The organism is Pseudoalteromonas sp. MMG005, from assembly GCF_018101015.1.
GTDB lineage: Bacteria > Pseudomonadota > Gammaproteobacteria > Enterobacterales > Alteromonadaceae > Pseudoalteromonas > Pseudoalteromonas aurantia.
The window spans coordinates 127,322-148,153 of record NZ_JAGJEK010000003.1 but is presented as its reverse complement, the minus strand read 5'-3'; the positions used below and the strand labels follow the sequence as shown (position 1 = coordinate 148,153).

Genomic DNA, 20,832 nt, shown 5'->3' with positions numbered 1-20,832 from the left:
CCTCACAGCAATAAAAATAAAGGGGTGAAGAGACCACCCCAATAAACAGCTTACTCGTTAGATTTTTCCAACTAAGTCAAGTGATGGTGCAAGTGTCTCTTCACCTGGCTGCCAAGATGCTGGGCATACCTCACCATCATGGCTTGCAATGTATTGCGCCGCTTGTACTTTTCGTAGTAACTCTTTTGCGCTGCGACCAATGCCTAAGTCATGCGTTTCAATCACTTTAATTTCACCTTCAGGGTTAATCACGAATGTACCGCGAAGTGCCAACCCTTCTGCTTCAATCATCACACCGAAGTTACGCGTAATACGTCCTGTTGGGTCACCTACCATTGGGAATTTAATTTTTTGAATCGTGTCAGACGTATCGTGCCATGCTTTATGTGTAAAGTGCGTGTCAGTTGATACTGAGAAAACTTCTACACCCATTTCTTGTAGTTGAGCGTAATAATCAGCAACATCACCTAATTCAGTTGGGCAAACAAATGTGAAGTCTGCAGGGTAGAAAAACACAATTGACCATTTCCCAAGTAAGTCTTGCTCGCTCACCTCTACAAAGTCACCATTGTGGTAAGCAGTTGCATTGAAAGGCTTAATTGTTGTATTTATCAAAGAAGTACTCATAGTTAAATTCTCTCTTTTAGTTACTGTTATTCAAGTGTGTTAGCGAACAATAATTAGCGTTACTAACCTTGTTCGCTTTGCTTGGTAACTAAGATAGAGCTTTGTGAGTAACAAATAAAATTGATTGTTTAGATTAACTCAATCGATATTTTGGATGAAATAAAACAACAGTCACCCTTTCGTGCGAAAATACCAATGAAGTAGACAAAACGTACCGTAAGCATTGTGCCTAAGGTATACTGATCACGTACAACATGAATACCTTAAATAATAAAGAGTCAACAATGCACCCATTCATAAACCATATCCAACTTGGCTACTTTGGCCTATTACCCTTTTTGGCTTGCGTGTTTTGGCCATTGTTGCTAGGTACATCGGTCATAGCCATCGACACATTTATCTATTACAGCTTAGGCATATTAGCGTTTATGGCAGGGACATTGTGGCGTGCGGGAGAACAATCTTACACGCACGCAGTGATGGCTGTGCTGGTTGTGATCCCGTTTCCTTTGCTCGCACTCTTTAATGCTCCGACAGTACTGGGCTACCTCGCTGTTTCGTATCCTACGCTGTTGGTGTTTGAACGTGGTATGCCTACTTGGCAAAATTACCATAAGGATTACCACAAGATGCGGTATGTTCTAACCTCTGTGGTATTTGTGTGTCATTTATTTATGTTAGCGCAAAGCGTTGAGTTAACGCGGTTATAGCCTATTTTTTAAATTATCTGCTATACATATAAATAAGATATTTGAAAGGCATGCATATGGTGGTTAGAGGGCTCCTCGTACTGATCTGGTTAATTGTCGCACTATTCACTGTGTGGAAATTCAATCAGCCTGATTTTTATTGGGATACCTTTGAGGAAATTTTCTGGTTCGGCTTGACCACATCTTTAATTGCACTTAGCCTGCCTCACTTCAAAAATAAATTACTGCTATTTGGCTGGGCTTTATACTGCGCGGGATTGCTGCTTGATATAACGGATGATTTTATCAGTGATGCAACCTTCCCATTACTCGTACTCGATACCTCCTTAAAGAATATTGGTTTTTTAATTACCTGCTATGGCATGTTTGCTATGATCTTAACCAAACGCAGTGTCATTGGCTTACTCAACCAAGAAATCGAACAACGGCAAAAGCTGGAAGCACAATTGCGTTACGAAGCCAATCATGATCCCCTTACCCAGATTGGCAATCGAAAAGCCTGTTTTGAAACATTTAATGACGTGAGTAACAAAAAATCTCTGTTGTTCTATTTTGACTTAGATGACTTTAAGCAAGCAAATGACAAATATGGCCATCACGTTGGTGACAATATACTCAAGGCGTTTTCTACTTCACTCGTCAAAGAGTTTGGAGACGCATTTTGCTTTAGAATTGGAGGAGATGAATTCGTTGCCTTTGCTGATAATACCCATTTAGATGTTTCAGCCTTAAGAGATTTATTACTCGAGCACATTTTTGAGTATGGCGTTGGATTGAGTATAGGCACAGCAGAAACAAACCCACAAGAACAACCCGATACTATAGTCCAGCGTGCAGATTCTAGTATGTACTCTGATAAAGCCAGTAAAATCGTTCGAACCCGACCGCGCCAAAATTAAGTTTTAGTTAACTCAAAATAGATTTACCTCAATAACTAAGTGACTTGTTGTAGCACTTTAGCTAATTCACTGATACCCTCAGCATTGAAAATTGTTTAATCAGGGATATCGGCCGTGTTAGATCAACTATTTAGTAACAAACACCAAAAACAAAAAATTGCAGATCTAGAGCGCTCAATCGAAGAGCTGACTCGTGAAAATACGCAACTCAAAGCCGACAATGATGACCTAACTGAAAAGCTCGTTCAAACGCAAGCGCAACTCAACGATAATACCGATAACCAATTACTCCAATGTGCTATGCATGGACTGTCACAAGTCCAGGGGATCCGCGAAACAGTTTTGCAAAGCTTCACTGATATTGATCAAGAAAGCCAATCTATCACGCAAGTAAACAAGTCGTTTGAAACCTCAGAGAATTCATTAAAGAATATTCTCCAAGGTATGGAGAGCTTGGCTGGCAATATGGGTGATATGACAGATAATATTTCAGGTTTGTCACAAATGGCTGATAACATTAATACGTTCGTGACAACCATTTCTAAAATATCTGACCAAACTAACTTACTGGCCTTAAATGCAGCGATAGAAGCAGCTCGTGCTGGTGAAGCAGGACGCGGGTTCAGCGTCGTCGCAGATGAAGTTCGTGCATTGGCCAATAATACCAATGAATCTGCTAATGAGGTATCTGACTTAGTTAAGAAAATTATTGATACCACACAGTTAACCGTGAATGCTGTAAGCATTATTCAAGATTCAAACCAGAACCTTTCTGGCAGCATTTCACACTTAAACGATGAATATAAAGACATTGTTAGTAGCTGTGGTTCAATGAAAAATACGATCATGAATGCGACCACACAAACCTTTATTCAAACAGTCAAACTTGATCACGTTGTATGGAAAGGCGATGTATATAATCACTTAATTGGTGCTGATAAACAACCGATCGATAGTTTTGCTGACCATGCCAGCTGTCGTCTAGGCCGTTGGTTAAAAGGTGAAGGTGCCAAAAAATTCGGCAACTCAAACGCGTTCAAACGTATTGATACTCCACATAAAGAAGTGCACCGAGCGGGTGTCGAAGCCATGATGTTATTTTCGTCCGGAGATAAACAAGCTGCTATCGCGCAGCTCAACAGAATGGAAAATGCGAGTAACGAAGTGATGGCCTTGCTTGACCAATTGACATAATTCCCCTATTCGCCGTTACAGTTCAAATGTGAACTGACTTAGTCGTCTCATCAACTAAGTCAGTTTTACAAAATAGAATACGAAACAATACTTGCCTTACTAGAATACCACGCTTATTTTCGAGCTAAATAGCGCTATAGCCCCCGTTCAAGATGCTGACTGTAGCGCAACTTTACACCAAACGTACACCTTACTATTAAGTAACTTGCTATCTAACCTCAGCGCTGGATAAGCGAATTTGCCCAATAAAGCTATTTTTCTCACTCTCAGCGTTGCTTTCATTTGTAATAGCCCGCTATTACTGCATAAAAGCGCCTTGATATTGAACAAAATATCATCATTGGATTGTACGTAAGTTTGTTTTCAAAACATTTTCTATTCCAAAACCCTTATCCAAACCTGAGGTTATCTAGAAAACACAACGATTCACTTCATATCATTTAACAAATCGACTTAACTTACATACTATGGCTGCTGTTTCGTTGCCGCCAAAACTATTTCTCGAATGCACACATGCTGAGGTTGCGAGTAAGCAAATAAAATGGCATTGGCAACATCATTAGGCTCCAGCGCACCACCCATATCTTCTTTCCATGATTCATAACCCGTAATAATATCAGTCGATGTCGTGTGCGACAGTAATTCAGTCTCGACCGCCCCCGGCGCCACCGTTATCACTCTAACATTACTCTCTGCTACTTCTTCTCTGACGTTTTCTGATATGGCGTGAACAGCAAATTTAGTTCCACAATATGCTGCGTGATTAGCAAACGTTTTTCGCCCAGCTATCGAGCTAATGTTAACGATGGTTCCCGTATTTTGAGATTTCATTGCTGATAGTACTGTTTGCATACCATTGAGTAATCCGAGTACGTTAACGTCATACATCGTTTTCCATTCAGCTGTACTTTGATTGTTGATCTGACCAAGTAACATTACACCAGCGTTATTGACCAGTAAATCCACAGGCCCATATGTTTGTACCGCTAAATTCACGGCTTCTTGAAATGATGTGCAGTCCGTTACGTCTACCTTTGCACATAGTGTATTGGGTAGCTTGAGCGCCTGCAGCTTTTCAACACGTCTTGCAATCAGTAAAAGCGGATGACCCAATTCACTCATTTTCTTCGCCAAAGCCTCACCAATACCAGAACTCGCACCTGTAATTACGACTAAACCTTTCATCTTATACCTTTTCATTAAACTGTTTGTGTTACAGGGAAGTATAATAAAGACATTGTATTTGACGATATATAGCCTAGAATTCACATCATTGAGTCCTATTAGTTGACAATAAACTCCACCGTACCACTTATAGTTCCATACACTAACCACGGGTTTGGTTTATTAACAATAAGGTCTATATGAACAAACAAGTAAACTTGACGGATATAAACGTTTTTGTGGTATTGGCCGAAGTCGGTAGCTTTACAAAAGCCGCTGAGAAATTATCCTGCTCACGGTCGTACATTTCAAAACAGTTAGCTCAGTTAGAGTCTGCACTGGGAGTTACCCTATTAATAAGAACAACTCGAACTCAGCACCTTACAGCGCAAGGTGAAATATTCTTTGCGCAATGTAGTAATGCACTTAGTGGTATTTCTGGTGCAATCGACACTGTGGTAGATAGCTCACACTCCCTCTCTGGGAGCATAAAGATCAATTGCATCGGCGGCTATATCGGTGAAGATGTTGTCGCCCCTTTGATAAACGATTTCATAAACACATATCCACATATTAATATTGAAATTGATTTTTCAAGTAAACGTGTCGATCTCATATCCGGTGAGTTTGATTTTGTGTTTCGGATGGGGAAACTTGAAGATTCAGCGCTTATCGCACAAAAACTGACAGATATTAAAATCGATACGTATGTAAGCCCACAATATTTATCTTTGTATGGCAAGCCTACTTCACCTAAAGAGTTAACACAGCATAAGTGTATCATCGGAAGTATTAAGAATTGGGTCTTTACCCATGGCAAAACGAACCGCAAATTAGATGTGTTCGTTAATGGTAGTTTAACCTGCAAAAATGGCAGAATTATGGTCTCTTCTGCCGTCGCTGGCAATGGTGTTATCAGAGTGCCCAAAATATACTGTAAAGCCGAACTCGATAGCGGACTATTGGTTCCATTATTCGACGATTGGCATATAGACTCTACGCCATTCTATTTAATGTATGTTAAAGACCAACATCAACCAGCAAGACTGAGAGTCTTTAAGGAGTTTATCATCAATCGGTTCAAAAATTCCTAATACACTCCGTTCACCGATAAATTGAACCGTGCCTATAAAGGAAATGATATACTTGCTAGGAATAAACTGAGTATGGCATTTCATGATATTAAATAAGCAATGGCGGATATTAACCGTAGGTGATGGCGACTTAAGCTTTTCACTGGCTTTACTGAACAATTTACACCCACAGCATTTAACGGCAAGCATATACGACAGTGAATTGCAGTTGAGAGAGAAATATCAATCTCATGCACTCGACGTCCTTCAAGAAAACCATATCGAAGTGTATACCGAATTTGATGTCACTCAGCCTGAGAGTTGGCAACGTATAAAACAACAAAGCTTTGATGTCGTGATTTTTCAGTTTCCACTGATCCCTGGTTTTACCAGTAAAGGAGAATTTGATGCTCAAGCGTTATCCGTTAATACGTTAAACCGCAGACTACTGCGATATTTTCTACAGTTTGCAGACCGCTATGCGTTAGACCCTCATGGAGAAATGCTATGCTACATCACCTCTAAAGATGTGAAACCCTATTGTGAGTGGGACTTAGAATCTTCCTTAAATATTGGCCTTGATATTAAATACCTAGGGCAATCTCCATTTGATATTACCCTGTTCGATGGTTATAAAATTCGTAATGTTGATAGAGATAAGCATGTAAAAGACACCAGCGGCACAACGTATGTTTGGTCTAGAAAATGTAATCCGTACTTAAAATACAAGCTCACAAAACCCTATTATTTAGCCGATAATCATTGCACGTTTTGTCGTGCTGGACCTTTTATGACCACGAAAGATCAACTGGCGCACTTAAATTCTAAGAAGCACCGTGCTATGTTGCGTCATCAAAATGATTGGTATAAACACCTAGGATTGAGTGAAATTTATGAAAATCGAACCCTTTAAAATAAACAAAAAGAAAACCAAAAGTTTCACCTTGTAAATGCACAGAACAACAAAAGTTAAACTTTACAACAAGGTATACAATATGCTTGAGGCGTCGCTGATCTCACAGTAGACTAGCGCCCTGTTTTACGCTTTGTCCTTAGAGTACGTTTATGCCAACAATTAACAAAGATGCGCTATTTGCAGTTGCGTGTTTACTTTGTGCAATGATCACTATTCAATCCGGTGCATCAATCGCCAAACAGCTATTCCCATTTGTTGGTCCAGAAGGCACGACAGCTTATCGTTTAGGGTTTTCAGCACTCATTCTTTGCCTTATTTTTCGCCCGTGGCGACGCCTGCCTCGCAATTGGAAACCCATTATTATTTATGGCCTATGCCTAGGTGGGATGAACATTACATTTTATTATGCAATTGAACGGATCCCCATTGGTATTGGCGTCGCATTAGAGTTTACTGGGCCGCTTGCTGTCGCGCTTTTTTCCTCAAAACGTAAACGCGATTATTTATGGGTCGCATTTGCTATGTTAGGTATCGTACTTTTGCTGCCTGATATTAACAGTGCTGATGGTCTTGATCCTGTTGGCGTTATTCTAGCACTCGTGGCGGGTGCATTCTGGGCAGGATATATATTGTTTGGTAAAAAAACAGGTAACCAAGGCTCAGGAGGCGCAACAGTTGCTCTCGGTATGACCGTAGCTGCAATTGTACTCGTCCCTTATGGTGTGGCTTTGCAAGGCAGTGCATTACTTGATTGGCAATTGCTCCCTCTTGGTATCATGATTGGTTTATTATCTAGCGCCCTTCCATACAGTTTAGAAATGGTTGCACTACGAAATATGTCGGCACAGAGCTTTAGCATAATGATGAGTTTAGAGCCCGCAATTGCCGCACTGGCTGGACTATTAATATTGGCAGAAATGCTCACACTCCTGCAATGGACAGCGGTATTCATGGTAATAATAGCCTCGTTGGGCAGTTCTATGTCAGGCTCAAAATCATCATAGTCTTAGTTTGATAAAAAGTATCATGGAGTATAGACCATGATACTTTTAGTGATTATGAACCACTCACAGCAACGTCTAAAAAGTGCAAAGTACCGCACGTTTATCGCCATATTCACGGTCATAAAATAGGCAGTTAATTACCCTACTCAGCGCCATTGTTGTTAGGTGACGATAAATGATAGTTAATAGTCCAATCTAGTGCAGAGTCTGCATCTACTCTATAGTGCGGGCTGACCCCTTTTTGTTCCCAATTTGTTTTTGTTATCGGGCTTACCGGGCGACCCATTGGAATGCGAATGAATAGCCAATCATTTATTTTTTGAGCCCCTGTATAATGCGCCAGACCCGCTGTTTTCTCACCTATCACAATGGCTCTTTTTAAATGTTTCAACGTATAACTTAATATTTCAGGCGCGCTGGCAACGCGATCACTGGTTAAAATGTACAGCGGAATATTTTTAAAAGAATTCGTTCCTTCAATATAGTAGCTGGTAATTCGAGCTTCTAACTCACCACCTTTTCCATGCAAATCCCACAGAATGGTGCCCTGTGGTACAAAGTGGCTTATTATATGCTGCACTAAAGAAGGGGACCCCCCACCACTGTCTCGTAAATCAACAATTAACGCATTACTTCTAGATAAAAATGCGAAGGCCTCAGAAGCAACTTGTTTTGCCATATGGTCAGGATGAAACTTATGGATTTTAATGTATCCTACATTCCCTGTTAATATCCGCACTTGCTCAAAAGCAAAGTTATTAACTCGTTTTTCATCCTCCTCTTTGAGCACATGTGATACGCGACCACTTTTGGGAACGAGTTGAACGCTCAAGTGGCGGTCTCCACTTAAACTTTGCAACAGCTCAGTGACTTCTTTGATAAAATCAAGTTTAGTATTAATGTGAGAAAACTGACCTTGGATCTGTTTTTGAACCATTTTCTGAGCAACAGATTCGCCCACTTTTGGTAAAACATAGGTATCACGCATGGCGTGACCAATACCCTCAATGGCATTTTGACGTTGTGCTATAGTCAACCGATCATCACAGGCATCTGCATAATGCGCTAAAAAGATGCTCAGGATGACAACAAGTAAGCGTAAAAAAAGATAAAAATAATTCATGGTATGCCTTTATTAATTAATTAATTGAATGTCGTTATAAACGTGTTAAATCAAAAAATTAAAATGACCGTAAACCATGCTTAGTTTGCTTCTCTAATACATTTGAATCTCGCCATATACCCACTCGATGCACAGCCCGAAGCCCAAGCTTTAAATACCATGGCGGATGTTTTAAATGTGCATAAACGTGATAACGTTTACATAAACACCCCATCGCACCCAATAATAGGATAACGAAAAATTCAACATATAGTTGAACAGCGTGAATGAATAGGGCTGCATTTGTGCTCGAAGTAACAATACTGGGATGATCATATGCTACATTTGATAGAGTTTGCTCTATCATTGGCTCTGCTAAAAACCTGCTGGCAGCACTGTTATCAATATTAAGACACAACAGTCCAATCAGTAGTACCAAAACAGCACAATTGATTGATATAGTCATATGTTTAAATAAAGTTAAACGCACCGTTAACACCCAACATGATCATCCACTAAGTATAATGCAGCCACTTACCATAAATTCAAGCCAACCGTTATAATCACGTACATAGCCTTATACCACACACGTAACTGCGAGTAACTTAAAGTACGTCAGTGCCCGTCTCACCCGCATCTACCATGTCATTGAGTAAAGTTGAATCAATATTGTTGATCTCGTCCACCTTAGGCAGCGGTAACAAGTATTTTTCTATCCACTTTTCTTGCTCCCATAGGACGTGTAAAATACTCTCTCGAGCTCGGTAACTATGTCCTTCATAAGGTAACATAACCAATCGCGCTTCTTTTCCCAGCCCTTTCATCGCAGCATACATACGCTCTGATTGCATAGGAAACGTGCCAGAGTTTGGATCTTTTTTTCCATGGATCATTAACATTGGTTCGTTAATTTTATCTACGTGAAAAAAAGGAGACATGTCGTTGTATTGATTTTGTGCTTGCCAGAAGTCACGTTCTTCTCCTTGAAAACCAAATGGCGTCAAGCTTCTGTTATATGCCCCACTGCGAGCAATACCTGCCACAAATAAATCAGAGTGTGCTAATAAGTTTGCCACCATAAATGCGCCATATGAATGCCCTGCAATCGCAATACGGTCAGGATCTGCGATACCTTGATCAACCAGTATATCTACAGCGGCTTTTGCACTTGCAATGAGTTGAGTTCTAAAACTGTCATTGGGTTGCTGTGTACCTTCACCAATAATTGGCATTTTGGGGTCATCAAACACCGCTATTCCTTTCGCTAAATAAGGCATTGGTCCCCAATACCCAATGTATGGAAATGCATATGGAGACTCTCTTACTTGTGAAGCAACTATTTTATTTTTGTATTCCAGTGGATATGCCCACATGAGTACAGGGATAGGCCCTTCTGATGGATCATAATTAAGTGGCAAATATAAATTCCCTGTTAACTCGACACCATCACTTCTTTGGTATTTAAGCTGCTCCTTAGTTACCCCTTTAAATTTGGGATAAGGATGAGGAAAACGCGTCAACTGCGTTAATGAATCAAATGTAAGATCACGAATAAAGAAGTTTGGTTGCTCCAATTTAGACTCTCGTAACGTAATAAAACGCATTCCTTCGTCATCTAATAAAGCGCGTACCCGTTCATAATACGGCGCTTCTGACTGCCATAACCGAGTGGTGCTATTGGTTTTTACATCAAATCTATCTAAAAATGGCTTATTACCTTCTTTGCTTGCCCCATCACCCCGCAAAAATAAATAGCGACCTCCAACCAGCTTTAAGACATCAACCCCTAAGTCATTTTTCTCTGTCACAAATCGCCCTGGGTGCTTATACGCATCATTGTAACTACGCTCTGAAAAAACCACTCGTCTATCATCTGCATTGCGAGGGGAAATAACAGATGTACGAACCATACGATTAGCAAACTGCCACTCTGTAAGCATCGCAATATTATCATCCACCCACTGAATACCGGAAAATCTGTCTTTAACCTTAGCAAACAGTTCTGGCTCTCTTTTAAAAGGTGCACTTATGGTATAAAGATGGTCATGATATTCAGCAGCATTTTTCATATCTCCACCATCTTGAGCCTCAGCCCATAATACCGTTGCACCTTTATCTTTGCGCCACTGAAAATCTCTTGCGCCAACGCGTACACTATCAAAGCCTTGCGGTATATTGTCGGCCAAAGGCTGCAGCGCCAATTGATAAAGAGGAAACCCCGTCATTCCCCACACTTGCCAGACTGATGCAAAGCGCTGGTACGGTAGCTGGTAAGAAAAAGGCGTATCAATCATTCCCACGATTAAATTGGTCGAATCAGGAGAAACCGAAAATGACTTTAAGTAAGTTGGCTTACCTATGACTTTTGCTTGACCATTCAAGCGCAATTTTGCAAGTTGACCTTGCGCAAAAAATTTGAATTCGGCTTCATCCTGTGCGTTTTTCAACAAATTTTGATAAGTACGAATTGGCGCTTTCACACCGCTACTTTGTTGTACAATCGGCGCTAATTTTTGGCTTTTCTCAGACATTAGCGGCTTTCCATGATTGACCGCAAAGTTCACCACAAAGCCGCTGCTATCAGGCAACCATTTATATGCATTTTTAGTAACAACACCATTGAGAGATGTTGTTGTCATTTGTTTTGTTTGACGAGTTTTAATGTCATATAGCCACAAAGTAGCACTGTGTTTTTGTTCTACAATAAAGCTAATATATTGACTATTTGATGACCAGCTTACATCTCTTAACTTTCCATTGGGAAGTCCTTTAAGACTGACAATGGAACCCGTTTCTACATGTTTCAGTTCTATTTCTGAATACACTCGCGATGATTTTCGCATAAACGTAAGGGGATTAAATTTAACTCCTGCTAGTGCTTTTTCAGGTAATTTTAATTCATTTAAAGGGACAACTCGCTCGCGTTTTAGTAGTGCTAACCAGCGGCCATCAGCGCTTAACTTACTTTTTGGAATAAGCGGCGCATCGACAATGTTCATTAGTTCTGCTGAAGGGCTTTGATAACCTGCGCTTTGCTCTGCTGCAATAGCGGTAATACTCCACCACCCTATAACGCAATAAAACAACCAATTTCTCATTTTGTAAAAATCCCTGCACTTAAAATGACTAACTTGGCCATAATATACGTGAATAATAGAAAAATGCAGCCAAATAAGGGATTTTTAACGTTCGCTACTACTTTTTTGACGCTCTTATTTACGCTAAAATGCATTTTCGTCAACAGCAAGCACCTACTTTAGGCAAATACCGTCTCTTATGAAAAATAATAAGCCAGAAAAAGTAACCATTTTCGATGTAGCTAGAGAAGCACAAGTCTCCAAATCTACTGTTTCTTTAGTATTAACACAAAGTGATAAGGTCAGTGATAAGAGTAAAGAGCGCGTACTAAAAGCCATTGAAACACTTGGATATGTCTATAACCGCGATGCCGCAGCGCTGCGTAGTAAACGCTCAAATCTAGTAGCTGTTGTGATCAACGATTTAACAAACCCTTATTCAGCACAATTAGCGGTCGGGCTTGAAAAACACATTTATGCACTTGGCATGGTACCTATGCTAGTGAATACAGGCGAAAGCTTCGCGCGCCAGCAACAAGTGGTAAACACCTTAAAAGAATATAATGTGGCAGCATTTGTCATGTGCCCTGCACCTGGTACTGATCGTGAATGGGTAGATAACTTAATCAACAGTGGATTTCCTGTTATCAATATCATGCGTGAAATCCCCTACTCTAGTGCGCCCACCATTTTACCCGACAACCAAAAAGGTACGCATTTAGCCACCTCACATTTATTAGAGCAAGGTATTACAGATATCGCGTTTCTTGGTGGTATTGCTGATATTTCTGATTACCATGAACGAATTGCAGGCTTTAATTCCGCCTTAAAGTTAAAAGGTATCACAGACCAAAAGCGCATCATTGAAGCCCCTACCAACCGACAAGGTGGCAGAGAAGCGTTTAATACCTTGTTTGCACAAGCACCAAATACCAAAGCCATCGTGTGCTTCAGCGATGTAATTGCCTATGGCGCTATCGAAGCTATGCGTCAGCACAATTTAACCCCAGGAAAAGACGTGAAAGTCGTCGGGTTTGATGATTTAGCAGATTCATGTCTGATGCAGCCTGCATTATCATCTGTGCGTATTGATGCCAATGATATAGGAAAAAGAACCTGTCAGACACTGGGTGAGATACTTAATAAAGCGCAGCCAGCAGTCAGGACACTTGTTGATGTTTCAGTTCAAATACGTGAATCGTCACTATGAGTAAAAAAGTATTGGTGATTGGTTATGTATGGCCAGAGCCTAACTCATCAGCTGCAGGTAGTCATATGATGTCTATTTTGCGGTTTTTCAAAAAACAACAATGGCAGGTTGAATTTGCCAGCCCAGCTCAAGTAACAGAGCATATGGTTGACTTATCATATGAAGACATAACCACCAAGAGTATTACCCTTAATTGTGCTAGCTTTGATGCGTATATTCAATCGTTCGTACCTGATATCGTTATGTTTGATCGGTTTATGATGGAAGAGCAATTTGGCTGGCGAGTTGATAAGTATGCACCTAACGCGCTTAAAATCCTCGATACTGAAGATTTACAATGCTTACGAAATGCACGCCATGATGCCCATAAAGCTCAGCGCTCATTTACACACAATGACCTAATGAGTTCACTCGCGAAGCGAGAAATTGCCGCGATATTACGCTGCGACGTGAGCTTGATTATTTCTAGCTATGAAATGACCTTATTGGCGTCTGTTTTTAAAGTGGATAACACATTACTGCATCATTTACCTTTTATGGTCGATTTGGATAAAATAAATAAAAATGTCCCAAGCTTTGAACAGCGTCAACATTTTATGACCATTGGCAACTTTCGTCACGCGCCGAATTGGGATGCCGTACTGTATTTACAAGAGATCTGGCCTCTGATCAGAAAATCGCTGCCAAATGCTGAATTACATATTTATGGCTCTTATCCTCCCCCAAAGGCCACAGCCCTTAACAACACTAAAACGGGCTTTTTGGTTAAAGGATGGGCTGAAAACGCACTGGAAGTTATGCAAAAAAGTAGAGTGTGTTTGTCTCCTCTTCGTTTCGGTGCAGGTATTAAAGGCAAGCTGCTTGAAGCAATGATCACGCAAACCCCCTGTGTTACGACGAGTATTGGTGCCGAAGGTATGCATGGAACTCTAGCATGGCATGGCGCCATAGCTGATTCAGCAGAAGAGTTTGCCCAACAAGCCATTGCTTTGTATCAATCACCAACACGCTACAATGACGCTCAAAATGCCGGCAACAAGTTACTCGAACATCACTATGATAGCCAGCAATTAGAAGCTCAATTACTTGAAAAAATTCAACGCACTATTGCGCACTTAAACGAGCACCGAAACCAAAACTTTACCGGTCAAATGCTCAAACATCACACCATGCAAAGCACCAAGTATATGGCCCAATGGATCGAAGCCAAAAACAAGCATTGATCATACATAGATATGTATTACTGAAGCCTAACACGTGGAGTTATGCTTCAGTAATGTGCTACCTTACACTTTAAAGTTGCCAGCAATGTCTTGTAACTGACCTGCTAACCCTTTGAGCTCCTCACTGGCTGCCGCTGATTTATTGCTCGTTTGCTCACTCAATTCAGCTGAATCAGTTAAAAATGTAATGTTTTGATTGATATCCTCACACACTGTCGACTGTTCATTAATGGCAACTGCAACTTGATTATTCATATCATTAATCACACTAATTTTACCTAATATTTTATCCAGTGATTCTTTTGTTTCAGACGACAGCTCCACGGTATTCAACGCTTCACTTGAACTTTCATTCATGCTCGCCACCGCTTTATTAGTACCTGATTGCAAAGACTCTATCATGGTCTGAATTTCGGTCGTTGAATCTTGAGTCCGTTTAGCAAGACTTCTTACTTCATCTGCCACCACTGCAAAGCCTCGGCCTTGCTCTCCAGCTCTTGCTGCTTCAATTGCGGCGTTCAATGCAAGTAAATTCGTTTGCTCTGAAATATTACCAATAACCTCTACCACAGCACCAATATTTTGACTGCTTTGGGCCAGTGTTTTTATATCCTGCATCGCGTTTTCTATGGTTGAAGATAATCGCTCAATCGCCGATACCATTTGCTCAATCAATGATAAACCGCCTTCAGCTGAAACTTTTGCTTCATTCGCCGAGGATGCCGAGCTACTTGAAAGCTTAACGACTTCCTGGATGCTATATGCCATTTCATTTAAAGCTGTGGCAATTTGCGCGCTGCGATCTTTTTGCTGAGACACCACATCTTGCGTTTCACCAGCGATCATCGCTGATAACTGAGCTTGTTCAGTCAATCGGTGTCCCGTGCTTACCACACCTGAAATGGCCATGCTTAAATTATCTGACATAGCCGCCATAGACGCATAAATACCGGTACTTTCAGACTTTCCATCAAACTTTTGCGTAAAGTCACCATTAGCAATACGCTGAGCTACGGCCGCAATTTCAATTGGTTCTCCACCAATCGGTTTACGGATCACTCTGGGTAATACAATGGCCAAGAATATGCCACCAATCACAGCTATAACAGAAATAATACTCACTAAGCTCAACAGAAACTCCGTTGTACCTTTTACTTTTGGGCCTATTTCATCTTGCTTCGATTTGACACCCAGTTTTAGCTCCTCTAACTGCTCAGCAATTTCGGCACCAATTGGATTCAGTTTTGCAGAAATAAGACCGTTTCTTGTTGAGATAATTCTGGTAACTTTGTCAAAAGACGTGAGGTAACTTCTTACAGACGATTTAATTTGAGCCAGCTCAGGTGAGATTTCAGGGTATTGACTCACAGTGTTATCAAGTGCCCGCATCAATTTTTCTTTGAGCTCAGTTTCTGCACGGTTTCTATCAGAATCACTATTCGTCACTAAGTATTTAACAACATACAAGCGCCCCAAAAGTAAAAATTCTTCGGCTTTGGCTATGGCATATAACTCTTGAGAACGTTGTTCATTATTTAGTTTATCTAGTAATCGTGTAAACTGCTCTCGAATGTCTTTCCCTTGCGGGTTTAGCTCATTATTGACAACATTATGACGTTGCGAGATGAGCCCTTGCACTTCTTTGAATGTGCGGTCATATTCTGTGAGCAAATCACTGCTTTTTACCAATATTTGACGACGCTGACGATCGGTCACTTTCGTTTGCGCTTCTACGAAGAAACCTTGTAACTTGTCCATTCGTTCGTCATATTGTTTAACAATTGCAGGGCTACTATCTGATAGATATTTTATCACGCTAATTCTTGCATAAAGTAAATTCGCTTGCATCCGGCCCGATAAATTCGTTTCCAGCGCTAAGCCCCGATAACTGGTGAAGCCACTTTGCGCCGAACTTAAACCGTAATAGCCAGACACACTGACCACCACTAACAAAATAATTAGCAATGAGAATGACAATCTTAACTGCTTACCTAGCGCCATACCTTCAATCATACCTAACATATTCGCCCCTACGACTATTCTATTAGAACTAGTATAAGTGAAGATTGAGAATAAAATTGGACCCAAATCAAATAAATGCAAAATATTCAATTATTTTCATATGGTTAATACAATAAAATTTATGAAATTAACTGCATATTTTAAGGTTGAAAGCGCATATTTACCCGGGTAATTTATCAACCTTATAAAAATGCAAATTAAATTCGATAAATGACCTAGACTTTGCGATAAAAGCGATTAGAATGCGCAGAAATCTACCATTATTAGAGTTAATTTTTATAATTAACTAAACTATATAAGGTATCGCGACGCAACGAATTGCGTAGTCTTTTTATCATTTTAGGTTTAACACCGTTGAACACAGCTACCTTTACCCAAAAACGAAAGCTTATTGTGAAACTTGGCAAGATGCTTCATAAATATGGCACGCCAGCTTATCGCCTTGAAGCACATTTAATGGAAGTCGCAACCCACTTAGATCTCAAGTCGGCTTTTGTTATGTCTCCAACTTCAGTCACCTTTGTCATTTGGTCTGAAGGCCATGAGGATGAATACACTCACGTCGCACGAGTAGAACCGGGCGACCACGATTTAGGTAGTCTTGCTGATACCGACGAAATTGTATCTCGTATGTTGGCTGGTGAGCTATCAATTGATGAAGCTGATACGTGTTTAGACAATATTAATGAACAGCTCAATCCATACAGTAAACTCCTCACTGGTACCGCTTTTTCTATTTCTGGTGCTGCTTTTGCCATGTTAATGGGCACTAGTTGGAACGACGTTTTATGGTCTGGGTTATTCTCAATTCTAGTCTTTATTTTTGTAATGTGGTCTGCTCGCTCCAAACGCGTCACGCATATGTTAGAACCGCTCGTTGCAATTGTTGCAGCATTAGGCGCATGTGCCATCAGTAGCTATATCGACCCAAGCATTAATATCCGACTCGTGGTGCTCTCGGCCATTATTGTATTTATTCCAGGCTTAGCGCTCGCGCTCGCATTTGCTGAACTGTCAGCAAGACATCTGGTATCTGGTACAGCACGTGTTATGGATGCCCTCATGCTATTGTTCAAGCTCTACTTTGGCGCATTCCTCGGAATGAGTCTTGGCTTTGCTCTTTTTGGCATTACCGACTTTGTTCAGCCTGAGCCGTTACCAAAATGGACTGCTTGGTTAGCCATTTTACTTCTGTGTACCAGTCTCATCGTGATCTTCCGAACCAAATTAAAGCATGCTAGTTGGTCTATCGCTTCTGGTTTTATAGCCTATGGTGCCAGTGTCAGCGCAGCGCTTTATTTTGATTATTCAATCGGTGCCTTTGTGGGCGCCTTTGCCGTCGGTGTGTTTAGTAACTTCTTCAATCGTATGGTGAATGCACCCGCTTCTATTGTTGCAATGCAAGGTCTCATTGTACTCGTTCCTGGGTCAAAGACGTATATCGGTTTAAACTCTCTTATTGAAGGACAAAGCTTTTTACACGCAGACCATATAGGACAACAGACATTCCTCATATTCATGTCGTTAGTGGCAGGACTTATATTTGCCAATGTCGCGCTTCCTCCTAAAAAGAGTCTCTAACTCACTTATGTGAAATAGCGTTAAGCGGCCTAAACCCTCCTTATCGCTATTTTTACTTGTGAAAGCAACCACCGTGCGCACTGTTTTTTCCTGGGTAATATTACTCAAAAAGCAAAAAATAAAAATAACACTCACACAAATAACTAATATTATTAACTTTAATTATATTAAAAACAAAAAAGCCATCTTTCATAATTAATCATTTCAATTCAAGATTTAATTTTTTACAGCGTGTTTAATAGCCTTAGTCGCAATACCAATTACATATATAAAATGCAACCAAGGGGACTAAACATGCTCACCAATAAGAAAAACAAACTCACTTTAATCATTAGCAGTCTGTTAATGACATCAACAGCCGGAGTTTCTTCATTTGCACATGCAACGGGTGCAAAAACAGATGAAGTAGAAGTAATTCAAGTACGAGGCATTCGTGGCAGCGTGGTTAAATCAATCAATACTAAGCGCTACGCAAATTCTATCGTCGATGCCGTCACTTCTGAAGACATAGGTAAGTTTCCAGACCAAAATGTTGCCGAATCGCTACAGCGTATTACCGGTGTATCAATGAGTAGAAACTTTGGTGAAGGCGAGCGCATCAGTATCCGAGGTACATCAGAGAATCAAAATAGAACCCTATTAAATGGCCAAGCCGTTGGTTCTGCAGATTGGTGGGTCGACTCGTCAGCCAGCCGAGGCTTTAACTACACCATGTTGCCGTCAGAAATTGTTTCAGGCCTTGAGGTATACAAATCACCAGAAGCCGATATCGATGAGGGGTCTATTGGTGGTACAGTGATTGTACGTACTCGAAAACCGCTCGATCTTGATGCCAATAAAATTGCGGGCTCAGTTCTTATGCAGCACAGTGAAATTTCTGGCGAAACAGACCCTCAAGTAGCGGGTTTGTATAGCTGGAAAGACAGTGAAGAAAAGTTTGGAGCCTTAATTTCCGTATTTAGGCAAGAACGAAACTTACGACGTGATGGTATCGAAGCATGGAGCTGGTCACATCGTGACATTACCTTAGAAGATGGTACTGAAATAAACAATGTGTATACGCCTGGTGGTGGTGGCTCAGCCATGTTCACTCAAGAACGCATTAGAACAGGGTTCAACTTAACACTTCAGTATCGTCCATCTGACAACACAGATATTACTTTCAACGCGCTAGATTCAACAATGGAGGCTAACAATGCAAACCAGAACTTTCTCTGGCTTCCAGGCTATGGTAACTCTCAATACACCTCTTTAGACGTTGTTGAACACGACAAAGTAGGGAAGTTTGCACAAGCGGGCACAATGGGCCTTTCTCCTGACGGCAATAATATTCTTGATGAAACGAAAATTCGTAATTCAAAGCTCAAAACCAAATCATATGACTTAAAATTAGATCATGAAGGTGAACTATGGAGTTCTTCATACCACATAGGTGTCACAGAAGGCTCTGGTGGAACACAAACAGACCGGAGTGTGGGATGGGAAGGCAATGCCGTTCATAGTTTTAATGCATCACAAAAAGAAAGCATTGGAACCAGCTATGCCAATGACCCTGCTGATGGCAGTAAATGGGACCTCGGCTTCTTACGTTATGACAGCAACGATGCATTGGATAAAGAATACTACCTTCAAACTGATTTTGAACGACCGGTTGACTTAGCTGTATTTAGCAAAATTAAGATAGGTGCTAAGTATCGAGACCATAAAAGAGAAAATGTTCGCTTACGTTCACAAACACGAACGGACTTAAACTGGAGTTTAGCTGACTATTCATTCGCCTCCCCCAGTGACTTTTTATCTGGCATTGGTACAAATGACACGTTACGAAATTATGCAATGACAGACCTCACTACAACACGTGCGGCTGGCGATGCGCTAGATTGGCAATACGGATTGCTTCACGATAGTAACTTCGCTATCAAAGAAGAAATTTTGGCCGGTTATATTAAAGCAGATATAGATGTTGAAGGTATGCGCGGTAACCTTGGTGTCAGGTTGGTAGAAACACAACAGACTACCGGTGCTTATGTCGGTCCGGCTGATGCTAAAGTTTGGAAAGAAGAAGACACCAGCTATTTTGATATTTTACCCAGTATTAACCTTGCCATTGACCTTGATGAAGATATGTTACTGCGCTTTGGCGCAGCGAGAGTTATGACTCGCCCTGACTATGCAGCAATGACCAATGCCACAACTTACAATACTGAAACGCGTGTTGGAACTGGTGGCAATTCAAAAATTGATCCATATCGTGCCACGCAATTTGATATTGGATATGAATGGTACTTCTCTGAAGCTGGCATATTCTCAGCGGCGATATTCTATAAGGATTTGCAATCAACACTTGGGAATAATACGCAAACAGAAATATTTGACGGTGTGCCTATTGAGATTAGTCGTCCGATTAACGGTCCGTCTGGCACCTTGCAAGGCTTAGAATTAGGCTTTCAAACTGAACTATCTGAAGGGTTCGGTATCTCAGCCAATTACACCTACGTAGATGGCGAGTCCAAAGATGTTGACGGTAATGATATTCTTATTCCTGGCATATCTGAAAGTACGTTCAACTTTAGCACTTATTATGAAACAGAGACATATAGCGGTCGAATTTCATACAACTACCGAACAGGGTATGATACTGGTAGAGCATGGCCAGGATATCAAGATGCCTATGGCCAAATTGACGCAACACTGAGTTACAACGTTACTGAAAATATTACCGCTGTTTTTGAAGCTGTTAACTTAACAGACGAGCATACGTTTAGTTACCAAGAAGAGGGCGTCGAGCATGCTCTCACGGGTGTGTATGCCGATGGCCGTCGCTTTGTTGCTGGTATTAGATTTAACTTCTAGTCGAAGATTGTTTAGCTAACACAGATTCGACTATCCATGGATGGACGCTCCTTGCCCGGGGCAAAAGCTGATAGCAGTTGCTATCAGCTTTTTCTTTTATCCACCTGATATAGGCTCGGAAACTGGTATTTATAAAATAAAACAGTACAATCGATTGTAAGGAAATTATTGGGTTAC

At 40.8% G+C, this 20,832-nt stretch carries 16 protein-coding genes; 10 read left to right on the top strand and 6 right to left on the bottom strand.

The features are described 5' to 3' along the window. Nucleotides 1–57: 57 nt before the first annotated feature. Nucleotides 58–627 (bottom strand): alkyl hydroperoxide reductase subunit C, encoded by a 570-nt coding sequence (gene ahpC, locus J8M01_RS04095; RefSeq protein ID WP_211057106.1) that lies wholly within the window; start codon nucleotides 625–627, stop codon nucleotides 58–60. Between the two features lie 284 nt (nucleotides 628–911). Between ahpC and J8M01_RS04090 the strand changes: the two genes are divergently transcribed. From J8M01_RS04090 to J8M01_RS04080, 3 genes are all read left to right on the top strand, one after another. Further along, the gene (locus J8M01_RS04090; protein WP_192509957.1) at nucleotides 912–1,337 is read left to right on the top strand and encodes a DUF3429 domain-containing protein; all 426 of its coding nucleotides are present in this window, start codon (nucleotides 912–914) and stop codon (nucleotides 1,335–1,337) included. Between the two features lie 56 nt (nucleotides 1,338–1,393). Next, nucleotides 1,394–2,236, top strand: coding sequence for a GGDEF domain-containing protein (locus J8M01_RS04085; RefSeq protein WP_211050034.1), 843 nt, complete (start codon nucleotides 1,394–1,396; stop codon nucleotides 2,234–2,236). Between the two features lie 114 nt (nucleotides 2,237–2,350). After that, a complete protein-coding gene (locus J8M01_RS04080; RefSeq protein WP_192509955.1) occupies nucleotides 2,351–3,430 on the top strand; it encodes a methyl-accepting chemotaxis protein in 1,080 nt (359 codons plus the stop codon). 465 nt (nucleotides 3,431–3,895) lie between these two features. On the opposite strand, the gene J8M01_RS04075 is transcribed toward J8M01_RS04080, so the two are convergent. After that, nucleotides 3,896–4,615, bottom strand: a complete 720-nt coding sequence (locus J8M01_RS04075; RefSeq protein ID WP_211057105.1) for an SDR family oxidoreductase — start codon at nucleotides 4,613–4,615, stop codon at nucleotides 3,896–3,898. Between the two features lie 179 nt (nucleotides 4,616–4,794). On the opposite strand from J8M01_RS04075, the gene J8M01_RS04070 reads away from it, so the two are divergent. From J8M01_RS04070 to J8M01_RS04060, 3 genes are all read left to right on the top strand, one after another. Then, nucleotides 4,795–5,688, top strand: a complete 894-nt coding sequence (locus J8M01_RS04070) for a LysR family transcriptional regulator (protein ID WP_211057104.1) — start codon at nucleotides 4,795–4,797, stop codon at nucleotides 5,686–5,688. Nucleotides 5,689–5,770: 82 nt separating this feature from the next. Beyond that, complete coding sequence (locus tag J8M01_RS04065; protein WP_211057103.1) at nucleotides 5,771–6,580, top strand: class I SAM-dependent methyltransferase; 810 nt, start codon at nucleotides 5,771–5,773, stop codon at nucleotides 6,578–6,580. Nucleotides 6,581–6,732: 152 nt separating this feature from the next. After that, nucleotides 6,733–7,587 carry a DMT family transporter gene (locus J8M01_RS04060; protein WP_192509951.1) on the top strand — a complete coding sequence of 285 codons (855 nt, stop codon included), beginning with the start codon at nucleotides 6,733–6,735 and terminating at the stop codon, nucleotides 7,585–7,587. Nucleotides 7,588–7,729: 142 nt separating this feature from the next. Here the strand turns inward: J8M01_RS04060 and J8M01_RS04055 are convergent, their stop codons facing one another. The 3 genes from J8M01_RS04055 to J8M01_RS04045 all read right to left on the bottom strand — a co-directional run bounded on the left by J8M01_RS04055 (nucleotide 7,730) and on the right by J8M01_RS04045 (nucleotide 11,787). Further along, on the bottom strand, nucleotides 7,730–8,710 hold the full coding sequence (locus J8M01_RS04055) for a S41 family peptidase (protein WP_211057102.1): 981 nt from the start codon (nucleotides 8,708–8,710) through the stop codon (nucleotides 7,730–7,732). Between the two features lie 58 nt (nucleotides 8,711–8,768). Further along, nucleotides 8,769–9,179 (bottom strand): hypothetical protein, encoded by a 411-nt coding sequence (locus tag J8M01_RS04050; protein ID WP_211057101.1) that lies wholly within the window; start codon nucleotides 9,177–9,179, stop codon nucleotides 8,769–8,771. 115 nt (nucleotides 9,180–9,294) lie between these two features. After that, nucleotides 9,295–11,787: a prolyl oligopeptidase family serine peptidase gene (locus tag J8M01_RS04045; RefSeq protein ID WP_211057100.1), complete on the bottom strand. Its 2,493-nt coding sequence runs from the start codon at nucleotides 11,785–11,787 to the stop codon at nucleotides 9,295–9,297. Nucleotides 11,788–11,965: 178 nt separating this feature from the next. Here J8M01_RS04045 and J8M01_RS04040 point away from each other — a divergent pair, with 178 nt between their 5' ends. Both J8M01_RS04040 and J8M01_RS04035 read left to right on the top strand, forming a co-directional pair. Next, nucleotides 11,966–12,976 carry a LacI family DNA-binding transcriptional regulator gene (locus tag J8M01_RS04040; protein ID WP_210998136.1) on the top strand — a complete coding sequence of 337 codons (1,011 nt, stop codon included), beginning with the start codon at nucleotides 11,966–11,968 and terminating at the stop codon, nucleotides 12,974–12,976. Then, nucleotides 12,973–14,199 carry a glycosyltransferase gene (locus tag J8M01_RS04035; RefSeq protein ID WP_211057099.1) on the top strand — a complete coding sequence of 409 codons (1,227 nt, stop codon included), beginning with the start codon at nucleotides 12,973–12,975 and terminating at the stop codon, nucleotides 14,197–14,199. Before J8M01_RS04040 ends, J8M01_RS04035 begins: the two co-directional genes overlap by 4 nt. Nucleotides 14,200–14,262: 63 nt before the next feature. On the opposite strand, the gene J8M01_RS04030 is transcribed toward J8M01_RS04035, so the two are convergent. Further along, a complete protein-coding gene (locus J8M01_RS04030; protein ID WP_211057098.1) occupies nucleotides 14,263–16,221 on the bottom strand; it encodes a methyl-accepting chemotaxis protein in 1,959 nt (652 codons plus the stop codon). A gap of 354 nt (nucleotides 16,222–16,575) precedes the next feature. Between J8M01_RS04030 and J8M01_RS04025 the strand changes: the two genes are divergently transcribed. Together J8M01_RS04025 and J8M01_RS04020 are read left to right on the top strand one after the other, a co-directional pair. Continuing rightward, on the top strand, nucleotides 16,576–17,802 hold the full coding sequence (locus J8M01_RS04025; RefSeq protein ID WP_210998139.1) for a threonine/serine exporter family protein: 1,227 nt from the start codon (nucleotides 16,576–16,578) through the stop codon (nucleotides 17,800–17,802). Between the two features lie 294 nt (nucleotides 17,803–18,096). Beyond that, on the top strand, nucleotides 18,097–20,655 hold the full coding sequence (locus tag J8M01_RS04020; protein WP_211050018.1) for a TonB-dependent receptor: 2,559 nt from the start codon (nucleotides 18,097–18,099) through the stop codon (nucleotides 20,653–20,655). The last annotated feature ends 177 nt before the right edge of the window (nucleotides 20,656–20,832 follow it).

Bases quoted from the DNA above. Each gene is read 5' to 3' on its own strand.
- J8M01_RS04070 (WP_211057104.1), top strand. From the start codon at position 4,795: ATGAACAAACAAGTAAACTTGACGGATATAAACGTTTTTGTGGTATTG.
- J8M01_RS04055 (WP_211057102.1), bottom strand. From the start codon at position 8,710: ATGAATTATTTTTATCTTTTTTTACGCTTACTTGTTGTCATCCTGAGC.
- J8M01_RS04020 (WP_211050018.1), top strand. From the start codon at position 18,097: ATGCTCACCAATAAGAAAAACAAACTCACTTTAATCATTAGCAGTCTG.
- J8M01_RS04060 (WP_192509951.1), top strand. From the start codon at position 6,733: ATGCCAACAATTAACAAAGATGCGCTATTTGCAGTTGCGTGTTTACTT.
- J8M01_RS04090 (WP_192509957.1), top strand. From the start codon at position 912: ATGCACCCATTCATAAACCATATCCAACTTGGCTACTTTGGCCTATTA.
- J8M01_RS04040 (WP_210998136.1), top strand. From the start codon at position 11,966: ATGAAAAATAATAAGCCAGAAAAAGTAACCATTTTCGATGTAGCTAGA.
- J8M01_RS04045 (WP_211057100.1), bottom strand. From the start codon at position 11,787: ATGAGAAATTGGTTGTTTTATTGCGTTATAGGGTGGTGGAGTATTACC.
- ahpC (WP_211057106.1), bottom strand. From the start codon at position 627: ATGAGTACTTCTTTGATAAATACAACAATTAAGCCTTTCAATGCAACT.
- J8M01_RS04065 (WP_211057103.1), top strand. From the start codon at position 5,771: ATGATATTAAATAAGCAATGGCGGATATTAACCGTAGGTGATGGCGAC.
- J8M01_RS04075 (WP_211057105.1), bottom strand. From the start codon at position 4,615: ATGAAAGGTTTAGTCGTAATTACAGGTGCGAGTTCTGGTATTGGTGAG.
- J8M01_RS04030 (WP_211057098.1), bottom strand. From the start codon at position 16,221: ATGTTAGGTATGATTGAAGGTATGGCGCTAGGTAAGCAGTTAAGATTG.
- J8M01_RS04085 (WP_211050034.1), top strand. From the start codon at position 1,394: ATGGTGGTTAGAGGGCTCCTCGTACTGATCTGGTTAATTGTCGCACTA.
- J8M01_RS04035 (WP_211057099.1), top strand. From the start codon at position 12,973: ATGAGTAAAAAAGTATTGGTGATTGGTTATGTATGGCCAGAGCCTAAC.